Annotated in this window: 7 protein-coding genes; all 7 read right to left on the minus strand. The window is 55.9% G+C overall.

Going from position 1 to position 12907, the window contains the following annotated elements; translation table 11 throughout:
- Positions 1-130 precede the first annotated feature (130 nt).
- Positions 131-853, minus strand: coding sequence for a two-component system response regulator BaeR (gene baeR / locus HV334_RS09400; RefSeq protein ID WP_016156936.1), 723 nt, complete (start codon positions 851-853; stop codon positions 131-133).
- Positions 850-2253, minus strand: a complete 1404-nt coding sequence (gene baeS / locus HV334_RS09405) for a two-component system sensor histidine kinase BaeS (RefSeq protein WP_016153606.1) — start codon at positions 2251-2253, stop codon at positions 850-852. The genes baeR and baeS overlap by 4 nt, the downstream gene beginning before the upstream one ends.
- Positions 2253-3665, minus strand: a complete 1413-nt coding sequence (locus HV334_RS09410) for an MFS transporter (RefSeq protein WP_016153605.1) — start codon at positions 3663-3665, stop codon at positions 2253-2255. Before HV334_RS09410 ends, baeS begins: the two co-directional genes overlap by 1 nt.
- The gene (gene mdtC, locus HV334_RS09415) at positions 3662-6742 is read right to left on the minus strand and encodes a multidrug efflux RND transporter permease subunit MdtC (RefSeq protein WP_016153604.1); all 3081 of its coding nucleotides are present in this window, start codon (positions 6740-6742) and stop codon (positions 3662-3664) included. The genes HV334_RS09410 and mdtC overlap by 4 nt, the downstream gene beginning before the upstream one ends.
- Positions 6743-9865, minus strand: a complete 3123-nt coding sequence (locus tag HV334_RS09420) for an MdtB/MuxB family multidrug efflux RND transporter permease subunit (protein ID WP_016153603.1) — start codon at positions 9863-9865, stop codon at positions 6743-6745.
- Positions 9865-11112 carry an MdtA/MuxA family multidrug efflux RND transporter periplasmic adaptor subunit gene (locus HV334_RS09425; RefSeq protein WP_181221540.1) on the minus strand — a complete coding sequence of 416 codons (1248 nt, stop codon included), beginning with the start codon at positions 11110-11112 and terminating at the stop codon, positions 9865-9867. Before HV334_RS09425 ends, HV334_RS09420 begins: the two co-directional genes overlap by 1 nt.
- A 438-nt stretch (positions 11113-11550) precedes the next feature.
- The gene (gene yegD, locus HV334_RS09435) at positions 11551-12903 is read right to left on the minus strand and encodes a molecular chaperone (protein WP_046275425.1); all 1353 of its coding nucleotides are present in this window, start codon (positions 12901-12903) and stop codon (positions 11551-11553) included.
- Positions 12904-12907 lie beyond the last annotated feature (4 nt).

The following is a 12907-nucleotide window of genomic DNA, read 5'->3' on the forward strand; positions in this document are numbered from 1 at the left end:
CTCCTTGATTAAAGTTTTATATCAAACAGTTATTGACGACAGTGTTGCCACAAAGAGTATGAGCGATATTTGGAGAGTTGCTAGTCAACAGGACTCCACGAAGCCGCGGAGTCCTGCAGGACGGGAGTGTTTACACAATCCGACAGGCGTCGGCTTCCCAGCGATACCCTACGCCATAGACCGCGCGGATAAACGACTGCTCCGCATCCAGCGATTCCAGCTTGCGTCGCAGGTTCTTAATATGGCTGTCGATGGTTCGGTCGGTAACGACACGGTAATCGTCATAGAGATGATTGAGCAACTGTTCACGGGAGAACACTTTTCCCGGTTCATGCGACAGCGTTTTGAGTAAGCGAAATTCAGCAGGCGTTAAGTCGAGCATTTTCCCACGCCAGGACGCCTGAAAACGACCTTCATCGACGATCAACGGGCTGTCAGCATCCATCTGTTGCAGTTCGCGCTGCGGCTTGCAACGGCGCAGAATCGTCTTCACGCGAGCAACAACTTCACGCGGGCTGTAGGGTTTGCAAATATAATCATCCGCACCGATCTCCAGCCCCAGCAGGCGATCAATTTCTTCTATCTTGGCGGTTACCATCATGATGGGGACTTCAGAGAATCGGCGGATTTCCCGGCACAGAGTCAGGCCGTCGGTACCAGGCAGCATCAGATCCAACAAGATCAGATCGGGCGGCGTCTGACGCACGTAAGGAAGAACCAGATCGCCGTGGCTGATGAGCGTAGGAGCGTAGCTTGCCGCGCGCAGGTAGTCGATAAGCAGTTGCCCCAGCTTGGGCTCGTCTTCCACGATCAGAATACGCGGCGTGTTTTCATCAATGGGTAACTCAGTCATACATCTCTCTGTAAATCGCGTTCCAGCGGTAATGTTACTGTAATGCTCACCCCGCCAAAAGGCGAATGGGCGGCGCGAATCAGACCATTATGCGCCTGTACGATATTGACGCAAATTGCCAGCCCCAGCCCGGAACCACCGCTGGCACGGTTACGCGAGCCTTCGGTTCGATAAAATCGTTCAAACAGCTTCTGTAACTGGTCGTCACTCACGCCGGGAGCGGAATCAGCGAAGGTTAATAAAACCATACGCTCGCGTTGTTCGGCGCTGATGTGCAGCCCGCCGCCGCTGTCGGTATAGCGCAGACTGTTTTCCAGCAGATTGTTGAACAACTGCATCAGACGATCCCTGTCGCCAAATACCGTCATGCTGTCCGGGAGTGAAAGTTGTATCGTCAGTCCACGGCTGGCAAAGCGTTCACGAAATGCGCCACTTGCCACTTCCAACAGGGGGATGAGATCCAGCGATGTTTTCTGGTAGGCCAGCGCGCCTTCATCAGACATGGAGAGCTGATGCAGATCGTCCACCAGCTTGGTGAGCGTACCCACTTCAGCCTGCAAAGAGGCAACGGAGTCAGGTGTGAACTGGCGTACGCCATCCTGAATGGCCTCCAGTTCACCGCGCAACACCGCTAACGGCGTACGCAGTTCGTGAGAAATATCGGCCATAAAGTCACGACGCATCTGCTGGTTTTTTTCCAGCGTACTGGCAAGCTGGTTGAAGTCCTGCGCCAGCTTGCCCAGCTCATCCGTACTGGTCGGCGCAACGCGAGTGGTGAAATCACCAGCCGCCAGTTTGTGCGTGCCTTCTACCAACCGCTTGACCGGGGCCAGCAGGCTGCGCGCCAGCGTAAACGTTGCCAGCGCAGCCAGGATCGTGGAGAGCGCGACGATGAGCCAACTTGAACGTCTTTGCTGCATGTCGAAATTGATATCCGTATTGCGCGTTAAGCGTTCCACGGGAGAGGCAATCACGGCACCGACTTCGCTACCGTTGACGCGGATCGGATGGCGCATACCGTCACGGGGGACCGGAGCACGCGGACCGACCAGCACGCGGGCATTTTGGTCGACAACCCAAAACTGCGTACGCCAGCCGTGCGGCGGCATGCCGGGGCCGGGTTTATCATCGTCGTTGTCGTGTTCAAAAGAGCGCAGGATCTGAAAAACAAACCGATCGTTATTGCGTAAGAATCGCCAGTTGCCGTGCTGTTCATACTGCTCGCTTAATGCGTCGCTGAGCATTTGCAGCCGCTGTTCGTTACCGTGCTTGATATAGTCAATAAAACCGCGTTCGAAGCTTATGCGTACGGCCCAGTGCATGCTGATCAGCAACACGATGCAGGTGGCGAAAATCGCCAGAAACAGTTTGCCGGTGATACCGGGCCGCCAGAACTTCATCAGGTGCTCCTTTTGCGCCGTGAAATCACCGCGTTGGTTTGCGTGTCGTTCGGCACGCGGGCAAAAATAATGGCAGGCAGCGCGATAATGAATGCGATGCACAGCCAGGTATACATAAAGACGGTATGCGTACTTCCGCTGTCGATGACGCTATGCTGCTGACCGAACATGCCTAGCAGCAGGCCCGCGATGGTCACCCCGATACTCATCGACAGCTGCATGATCATTGACAGCAGGCTGTTACCACTGCTGGCGAGATCGTCAGGCAGGTCCTTTAACGTCAGGGTGTTCATGGATGAAAAACGCGTTGAGTTGACCATTCCCTGTAAGAACAGTACGAAGGGTAGGGCGTAATACCAGCCGAGCAGCGCGGTGGTCATCAGCAGCAGACTGACCAGCGACAGGCCAAGCGTTGTAGCGACCAGTACGCGACGGTAGCCAAAGCGGTTAACGACCTGCACCACAATGCGCTTCATGCCCATACTGCCGAGCACCATCGGGATCATCATCAGCCCGGCATGAAAGGGGGAAAAACCGAGGCCTATTTGTAAAAACACCGGCGTCATAAACGGCAGCATACCGCTACCGATGCGTCCGGCAAAACTGCCGAAAAGACCCAGCGAGAAGGTCGGTGTGCGAAACAGATTCAGGCTGAACAGCGCGCGTGGATTACGATGGGCGTGTTTCAGATACAGCGCAATAGCCAGCACTCCGCAGATAACCAACGCTGCCAGCGAGATACTGGAGATGCCGGTTCCTTTACTGCCATCAAGTGCCAGCGTCAGTACCGCCATGCCGACTGCCAGCATCGCAAATCCGGAGAGATCGAAGCGTCGGGTTTGCATGGTGTAGTTGGGCATCAGCATTAACGTCGCTATCGCGCCGACAATGCCAACCGGAATGTTAATCAAAAATATCCAGTGCCAGGAGGCGTACTCAACCAGAATACCGCCTAATGCCGGTCCCAGTAGCGGGCCAATCTGACCGGGCAATGTGACAAACGTCATCGCCGCCATATATTGCTCACGTGGGACGATTTTCATCACCGTTAGCCTGCCGACCGGCACCATCATCGCACCGCCAACGCCTTGTAAGACGCGCGCCATCACCAGCTCGTTGAGTGTGCTGGACCCGGCGCAAAACAGCGAGCCAAGCGTAAACAGGATGATGGCGGTGAAGAAGATATTACGCACGCCAACTTTGTCCGCCAGCCATCCGCTGGCGGGCAGCATCACGGCAACGGTTAAAACATATGACACAATGACCATATGCATGTGTAACGGGCTTTCCCCGAGGCTTGCCGCCATCGAGGGAAGCGCAGTATTCACGATGGTGGTATCCAGCGACTGCATAAAAAAGCCGAATGCCACAATCCAAAGTTGCCAGCGGGTGCTGTCGGGAAGTTCTGTCATAACTCTGCTACCGGTTTGCTGTTTTTACGCGAAAAACGCAGACGCAGACGGTCGAAAAAGAGATAGACCACGGGCGTGGTGTACAGCGTCAGGAGTTGACTCACGACCAGCCCGCCGACAATGGTTATCCCCAAAGGTTGACGTAGTTCGGAGCCATCCCCGGCGGATAACACCAGCGGCAGCGCGCCAAACAACGCCGCCAGCGTGGTCATCATGATTGGGCGAAAGCGCAGCAGGCAGGCCTGGAAAATGGCTTCTTCTGGCTGCAGCTTGCCGTTTCTCTGCGCTTCCAGCGCAAAATCGACCATCATGATGGCATTTTTCTTCACAATGCCAATTAATAGCATTATCCCTATCAGGGCGATTAGGCTGAACGGGGCATTGAACAGCTCCAGCGCCAGCAAAGCCCCGACGCCAGCTGAAGGTAGCGTGGAGAGAATGGTCAGGGGATGAACATAGCTTTCATACAGCATACCCAGAACGATGTAGACCGTGGCGATGGCGGCGATAATCAGGATCACCTGTGAGTTCATGGTGTCCTGAAATACCTGGGCCGTGCCGGCAAAGCTACCGCGAACCGTGGAGGGGACGCCGAGCTGGGTCATGGTTCTGTTGATAGCCTCTGTCGCCTCAGACAGTGAAGAACCTGTTGGCAGGTTAAACGACACGGTTGAGGCAGCGGACAAGCCCTGATGGTTTACCGACAGCGGGGCATTCGCCGGTTGCCATTTGGCAAAGTACGATAGCGGGATTGCCTTACCGTCATTGTTGATGACGAACATTTTATCCAGCGCGCTGATGTCCTGGGTGTAACGTCGATCGACCTCCATCACCACTTTGTACTGATTCATCGGTTGATAAATAGTTGAAATTTGCCGTTGTCCAAAAGCGTTGTTCAACAGGCTGTTAGCGGCTGCAACGTCGATCCCCAGACGAGACATGGTGTCGCGATCGTAGACCAGGTTCATTTCCGCGCCATTGTCCTGCTGATCGGAGTTGACATCCGCCAGTTGGGGCAGGGCGGCAAGCGCCTTACGGATCTTCGGTTCCCACTCGCGCAGTGCCGCCAGATCGTCGGAAAGCAATGTGTATTGATAGCTGGCATTGGCCTGGCGGCCGCCGACGCGAATATCCTGCACCGCCATCAGAAACAGATTCGCGCCAGGCTCTTTTGCAAGCGCGACGCGCAGGCGGTCAATCACCTGCTGAGCGGTTTCACCGCGTTCATCGCGTGGCTTGAGGGTGATAAACATCATCCCGCTGTTAACCCGGGAACCGCCGGTAAAACCGGTGACGTTATTCACTGCCGGGTCGTCGCGGATGATCTTCATAAAGTCCTGCAGTTTGCCGCGCATCGCCTGGAAAGAGATGCTCTGGTCGGCCTGAATCCCCCCCATCAACACACCCGTATCCTGCTCCGGGAAGAAAGTTTTGGGGATGGAAATATAAAGCCAGATATTCAGCGCAATGGTGCCAAGTAACACCACGCCAACCAGTCGCGTATGGCGCAGCACCCATTTAAGCGAAGTGCCGTAACTCTGTTGCAGTGCCACCAGCACACGACCAAAACCTCGTTTACGAGACTGTTCACGCGGGGCGCTGGATTTGAGCATCCAGCCACACATCATTGGCGTTAATGTCAGCGACACCAGTAGCGAGATACCGATAGCAACTGACAGCGTGACGGCAAATTCGCGCAGCAAGCGCCCAGGCAATCCGCCCATTAACAGCAGCGGGAGGAACACCGCTACCAGCGACAGGCTCATTGAGAGCACCGTGAATCCCACTTCGCGCGTACCCTGTAGCGCCGCCTGCAGTGGCTTCATTCCCGCTTCCAGGTGGCGGGCAATATTTTCCAGCACCACGATCGCGTCATCAACGACAAATCCCGTGGCAATGGTCAACGCCATTAATGACAGGTTGTTCAGGCTGAATCCGCACAGATACATGGCGGCAAAGGTACCGATCAGCGAGACCGGAACCGCTACCGCAGGGATCAGGGTCGCGCGCCCGGAGCGCAGGAAAACAAAGACCACCAGGATAACCAGCGCAACGGAGATAATCAGCGTCTGTTCGACTTCCTCCAGCGAGGCGCGAATGGTCGGTGAACGGTCCTGGGCAATTTGCAGATCGATGGCGGCCGGGACCAGCGTTTGTAACTCCGGTAATTTGGCCCGAATGCTGTCTACCGTCTGAATAATATTGGCTTCTGGCAGCTTGCGGATCATCAGCAGGATAGCCGGTTTTGCGTTGGTCATCCCCGCGTTACGTACGTCCTGGACTGAGTCGCTCACAGACGCAACATCGCCCAGCCGCACCGCAGCGCCGTTATTGTAGTGGATGATAATCGGCTGGTACTCGGCGGCGGTTTTCAGCTCATCGTTGGTTTGTACCTGCCAGCGATGGGTATCATTCTCGATAGCTCCCTGCGGCTTACGCACATTGGCGTTAGCAATCGCGCTACGCACGTCGTCCAGCGACACGCCCTGATTAAACAGCGCTTGCGGATTAAGCCCTACGCGCACGGCAGGCAGAGAGCTGCCCCCAACGTCGACGTCACCCACGCCGTCGATTTGCGCGATGGTCTGTGCTAATTGGGTTGATGCGAAATCGTACAGCTCACCCTGCGAGTAAGTGTCCGACGTGAGCGTCAGGATCATGATTGGCGCATCGGAAGGGTTGGCTTTGCGGTACGTGGGGCGGCTTGGCATGCCGCTGGGTAGCAGGCTTTGCGCTGCGTTAATCGCGGCCTGAACATCCCGCGCCGCGCCATTGATGTCACGGTCGAATTTGAATTCAAGAATAATGCGCGTACTGCCAAGGGAACTGCTCGAGGTCATTTCGTTCACGCCCGCGATGCGCCCCAGTGAGCGCTCCAGCGGGGTGGCTACCGAAGACGCCATCGTTTCAGGGGAAGCGCCGGGTAATGATGCGCTGACCATGATCACCGGGAAATCCACCTGCGGCAGCGGAGCTACCGGCAGCAGACGAAAGCCCAGTATCCCGCATAGGGTGATGGCCACCGAAATGAGAATGGTCGCCACCGGACGATGAATGAAAAGCGCGAAAAATTTCATTTACGCTTCCTCTTCCTGACGCGGGAAGCGGCTTTTCACGTACAGCGACAGGCGGTCAAACAGCAGATAAATCACCGGGGTGGTAAACAGGGTTAATACCTGGCTTACCAGCAGACCGCCGACCATACCAATTCCTAATGGACGACGTAATTCGGCCCCCACGCCGGTACTTAACATCAGCGGCAACGCGCCGAGCAGTGCCGCCAGCGTAGTCATCAGAATCGGGCGAAAACGCAGCAGACAGGCCTGGAAAATAGCGTCGCGTGGGGTCATGCCCTGTTCGCGCTCCGCGGCAAGGGCGAAGTCGATCATCATGATGGCGTTTTTCTTGACGATACCGATGAGCAAAATAATGCCGATAATCGCGATGACGTCCAGTTCACTGCCGGCAATCATTAACGCCAGGAGGGCGCCGACGCCCGCCGTGGGTAGCGTGGAGAGAATGGTAATCGGGTGAATAAAGCTCTCATACAGCACGCCGAGAACGATATACATCGCGACAACCGCAGCCACAATCAACCAGATGGTATTACCCAGTGCGGCCTGGAAAGCGAGCGTACTGCCCTGGAACTGGGTGGTAATATTTGCTGGCAGATTGAGCGTTTTTTCGGCATCCAGAATTGCCTGCACCGCATCGCCCAGCGAATGACCGTCCGGTACGTTGAACGAGATGGTGGTGACCGGGAACTGATCGAGGTGGTTAATCGACAGCGGAGCGAAACGCTGTTCAATGCTGGCGATTGCGCTAAGCGGAACCACGCCGCCGTCGCTGCTGGTCAGACGGATAGTGTCCAGTGCAGCAAGCCCCGGCGTACTATTGGTGTCATGCTCTAACACGACGCGATACTGGTTGGCTTGGGTGTAGATGGTTGAAATCAGTCGCTGGCCGAAGGCGTTGTACAGGGCGTTATCGACATCCGCCATGCTGATGCCTAAACGGCTGGCGCTATCGCGATTAACGTTCACATACGCCACCAGCCCTTTGTCCTGCCAGTCGCTACTGACATCGGACAGTTGCGGTAGCTGGTGTAGTTTTTCTAACAGCTGTGGAACCCAGGTGCTGAGGGCATCAAGGGACGTTGCTTGCAGCGTAAACTGATATTGCGTCCGGCTGACCTGGGTATCAATCGTCAGGTCCTGGGTGGGCTGAAGATAGAGATCAACGCCGGGTACTCTGTCAACTGCGTCCTGTAGGCGTGCGATCACTTTCTGCACGCGATCGTCGCGATCGTCCAGAGGCTTAAGGTTGATTTGCAGACGCGCGCTGTTTAATGCCGGATTAGTACCATCCACGCCGACAAAAGCGGTCAGGCTCTCTACCGCCGGATCTTGAAGGATGACATCGGAAACCTGGCGCTGGCGCTGGGCCATGCTGGCAAATGAACTGGACTGCGGCGCCTGCAGCGTACCCTGGATGATGCCGTTGTCCTGGATTGGGAAGAACCCTTTGGGGATAAAGACCCATAACATAACGCTCAGTGCCAGCGTGCCGAGCGCCACGCCCAGCGTGAGCCACGGATGGTTCAGCACTTTTGCCAGCCAGTGACCGTACCCGGCAATGACGCGATCGAACATACGCTCCGAGGCGCGGGAGAAGCGGTTTTGCTTACGCAACGAGGCCTGATTAAGCATGCGCGCGCACATCATCGGCGTGAGGGTGAGCGAGACGACGGCGGAAATCAGAATTGCCACGGCCAGCGTAACGGCAAACTCGCGGAATAATCGGCCAACGATATCACCCATAAACAACAGTGGGATCAGCACGGCGATTAGCGAAAATGTCAGAGAGATGATGGTAAAACCAATCTCACCAGCCCCCTTCAGGGCGGCAGTCAGCGGTTTTTCGCCTTTTTCGATATAGCGAGAAATATTCTCGATAACCACGATAGCGTCATCCACTACGAATCCTGTCGCGATGGTTAGCGCCATTAGGGTCAGGTTATTGATGGAGAAATCAAGAAATACCATCACCGCGAAGGTGCCGATGAGCGATAGCGGAACGGCGACCGCAGGAATAATCGTCGCCGGAATATTGCGCAGGAACAGGTAGATGATCATCACCACCAGCGCAATCGCCAGCATTAGCTCAAACTGGGTGTCTGCAACGGAGGCACGAATATTGGTCGTACGATCCGAAAGCACGCTGACCTTAACTGATTTGGGCAGGCTTTCGGTGAGCTGCGGCAGCATTTGACGGATACTGTCTGCCGTGGAGATGATGTTCGCCCCAGGCTGGCGCTGAACATTCATCACAATGGCTTGTTGCTTATTGGCCCATGCGCCCAGCCAGCTATTTTCTGCCCCTTGTTCGACGGTGGCGACATCGCCCAGACGAACCGGCGCACCGTTTTTATAGGCCACGATGAGCTGGCGATATTCGTCTGCGGACTGCATCTGGTCGTTGGCGGAAAGGGTGACAGCACGCGTTGGGCCATCAAGACTCCCTTTTGCCGAATTGACGTTAGCCCCGGTAATGGCTGTACGGATGGTTTCGCTGGTCAGACCGAGTGCGGCAATAGCCTGTGCGTTAAGCTTCACGCGGACCGCCGGTCGTTGCCCGCCGGAAAGTGTTACCAGACCGACACCGGAAACCTGAGAGATTTTCTGCGCGACGCGGGTTTCGACCATATCTTCCACCTGCGTCATCGGCATGGCGCTGGACGTGACCGCCAGCGTCATGATCGGTGGATCTGCCGGGTTTACCTTGCTGTAGACCGGCGGATTGGGCAGATCGCCCGGTAATAAATTGGTGGCGGCGTTAATCGCAGCCTGAACTTCCTGCTCGGCAACATCCAGCGGGAGTGTCAGTTGAAACTGCAACGTGACGACCGATGCGCCGCCGGAACTTTGCGAGGACATCTGTTTTAAGCCGGACATCTGTCCGAACTGACGCTCAAGCGGTGCGGTTACCGCCGAGGTCATGACGTCCGGGCTGGCACCCGGGTACAGCGTAACGACCTGAATCGTGGGGTAATCGACTTCCGGTAAGGCAGCGATCGGCAGGAAACGATAACCGATAATACCGGCAAGCAAAATCGCGACCATCAGCAGCGTGGTGGCGACAGGTCGCAGAATAAACAGGCGTGATGGCCCGCCTGTGTTGTGCGGAGGTAACACCTGCATCAGGAGTTAGCTCCTTTTTTGCCGTATCCGCGGGGCGCAGTTTTCTCGTCCTGAACTGAGGCGTCATGCGCCTCTACAACTTCTACTTTTGCGCCTTCCGTCAGGCGGTCAATACCGTCGGTTACGACCCGATCGCCTGCGGACAACCCGGCGGCGATCACTACTTTTTGGCTATCCTGAATACCTGGTTTAACCAGATGTTTGCTCACTTTATTCTCGCTGTTCAGCACCCAGACAAAATGGCCCTCATTGCCCATCTGCAGGGCGGCCGTTGGGATCACCACGGCATTTTGTTCCGTGTCGACCAGCATGCGGGCGTTAACGAACTGGTTAGGGAATAAAGCATCATCCTGATTGTTAAAACGGGCTTTAACTTTGATGGTTCCGGTCGTGGCATCAATCTGATTGTCGAGACTGAGCAGGACGCCTTCGCTCAGTTTTTGCGAATTGGTTCGGTCCCAGGCTTCGACCTTTAACGGAGTCCCCGATTTTTGCGCCCGCAACACGGTGGCAATGTCGTTTTCAGGCAAGGTGAATATCAGGTCGATAGGATGGGTTTGCGTAATGACGACGATTCCGGTGGTATCGCCGCTGGAAATTTGGTTACCGACGTCGACCTGCTTCAGACCGACACGCCCCTCTACAGGCGCGGTTATCCGGCTCCAGTCAAGCTGCAATTGGGCGCTGGCGACGCTGGCTTCATCGGCTTTGATTGTCCCTAATGTTTCATTTACCAGCGCCTGCTGGGCATCCAGCTCCTGGCGGGAGACCAGATTAGTTTTCACCAGTTGTTGATAGCGGGCAAGATCGCGACGGGCATTTGCCAGCGTGGCTTTATCTTTGGCCAGTTGGCCCTGCGCCTGAGCCAGAGCAACTTTGAACTGGCTGGGATCTATCTCTGCCAGCAGGTCGCCGGCTTTTACCTGCTGTCCTTCCTCGAAGTGTAAGGCAATGAGCTGACCATCCACCCGGCTACGTACCGTGGCGGTATTTGCGGCAGTAATGGTACCCAGTCCTGTCAGGTAACGCGGAACGGCTTCCATGGCGGCGGTGGCAGCCTGAACGGGAGCCAACGGCCCGGAGCGCATTCCACGCCGTCCCGAACCTGGCGTGTGCTGCGCTGGTTTGGTCGCGCCCGGTGCGTTTTCCTGGGCGTCGTTACGGCTTTGCCAGAACCAGATGGCGGCGACGGTGGCCACAACGATCGCGATTGCTATCACCCAGCGGGATTTTTTACTGCCTTTCATTGTTATAAGTTTCTCATCCTGAAACGATTCGCGGAATGATACTAGTTTAGCCAGCGAACAAGGGAGAAAAATGGAGGAATTATGAAACACTGTCGGGATTCGTCTGAATGCCGATGCGGCTTTGCGAAGCGTTACGCAAAAATCGGTGGTGAAGATAGCGAATACGTGATTGTGCGTTAGAGTGCTGACAAGGCAAAAAGGAGGAAAGCCAGAGATTTCAGCGGGACGCTGGAACGGAAAAGCCCCTCCCGAGGAAGGGGCCAAAATAGGGAAAGGGTTATGATGAAGCAGTTCATCATCCTGGTGATACTCTTAGTGATTAGCTTACCGGCTTACTAAGACACCAGGGGGAGGAGAAGCCCTCCCTAACCCTCATTCCTGTAAATAAGCCACAGCAATGGTGATGTCAATACGCGTACTTTTCAGCATGCGAGCCGCTTAGCGGAAAACAACGTCAGCCCAGCGGGCCAGTCCGGCAGTAACGGAACCGAAATCATCGCCCCCCGCGATCGGAATCCCGGGAAGTTGCTGGGCGAGGGCTTTTTTAATCAGCGGCGAACGCGCGCTACCGCCGGTCAGGTAAATCACGTCCGGTTTTTCCTGCGCGTTTTCCAGCGCCAGTTGAACCTGCTCCAGAATGCGCGCCAAGGGCTGATTGAGCGCAGCTTCCAGCCCGTGTTGACTGATATCGGTTGCCAGCGTGTCGCTGATAAACGGTATCGCCGCCGTCACAATGGTCTGATCGGAAAGCGCGATTTTGCTCTCTTCTGCGCTGCGCACCAGGCGATAGCTCAGACGCTCGCGCCAGACTTTAAGCAGTAGGGCGACTTTATCGGCTTCTTTCGCGTCGCGGACAAGATCGTTGAGCAAGCGACCGTTGGCGCTACTGTAGAAGTCACTTTGCGCGGGAACATCGTTGATCGCGACCGCGTTCCACCAGGGCAGAATAGGTAAGGCGATCCCTTTTTCCGTTTCTCCCCCCATACCGAGCAGCGGCATCAGATGTTTAAACGCCAGCGCAATATCCAGATCGTTCCCGCCAACGCGGCAGCCGCTATGCCCCAGCAGGCTGTTTTCGCGATCGGCGCGCTGATGCCATTGCGGCCCCATCAGCAGCAGTGAACAGTCGGTTGTACCCCCGCCAATATCCACCACCAGCACGCGTTTTTCTTCCTGCAGCGTGGCTTCGTAATCCAGACCAGCCGCTACCGGCTCGTACTGGAAGACGACATCCTGAAAACCGGCGCGTTTGGCCGCACGTTCAAGAATACCCTGCGCCTGGGCGTTGGCGTCATCGCCCCCTAACCCCTGGAAGTTAATGGGACGACCAATAACGGCCTGGGTGATGGCTTCCGGCAACTGATTTTGTGCCTGGTTGCGTATGTGCAGCATCATCGCGCAGACCAGATCTTCAAACAGCGCAACCTGCTGCGGCTTCAGACCGCTGGCACCCAAAAATGATTTTGGCGATTTAACGAAGTACACCTCTTCCGGGTCTTCAATATATTGACCCAGCGATGCCAGACCGAACTGCACGCTGTTGGCGTTAACGTCGATGTCTTCTTCGCGGTTATAGCGCATCGCGCGGCGAAGCAGCGCCTGCGTTTCGTCGTCCGTGGTTGGGATGTCGTGATGGCGATACAGCCACTCGCTGACCGCTTCGCGCGTTGGCGCGCACAGCATTGAAGGCAGAAGCGTGCTGTTATTTTCCATTTTGAGCAGGTGAGGCTGCCCGTCACGCATAACGGCCACTGAACAGTTTGCCGTACCGTAGTCAAAACCAATAAACACCGTA

It is taken from the genome of Citrobacter sp. RHBSTW-00944, from assembly GCF_013615435.1.
GTDB classification, from domain to species: Bacteria; Pseudomonadota; Gammaproteobacteria; order Enterobacterales; family Enterobacteriaceae; genus Citrobacter; species Citrobacter braakii.

Bases quoted from the DNA above. Each gene is read 5' to 3' on its own strand.
- baeR (WP_016156936.1), bottom strand. From the start codon at position 853: ATGACTGAGTTACCCATTGATGAAAACACGCCGCGTATTCTGATCGTG.
- mdtC (WP_016153604.1), bottom strand. From the start codon at position 6,742: ATGAAATTTTTCGCGCTTTTCATTCATCGTCCGGTGGCGACCATTCTC.
- HV334_RS09425 (WP_181221540.1), bottom strand. From the start codon at position 11,112: ATGAAAGGCAGTAAAAAATCCCGCTGGGTGATAGCAATCGCGATCGTT.
- HV334_RS09420 (WP_016153603.1), bottom strand. From the start codon at position 9,865: ATGCAGGTGTTACCTCCGCACAACACAGGCGGGCCATCACGCCTGTTT.
- HV334_RS09410 (WP_016153605.1), bottom strand. From the start codon at position 3,665: ATGACAGAACTTCCCGACAGCACCCGCTGGCAACTTTGGATTGTGGCA.
- baeS (WP_016153606.1), bottom strand. From the start codon at position 2,253: ATGAAGTTCTGGCGGCCCGGTATCACCGGCAAACTGTTTCTGGCGATT.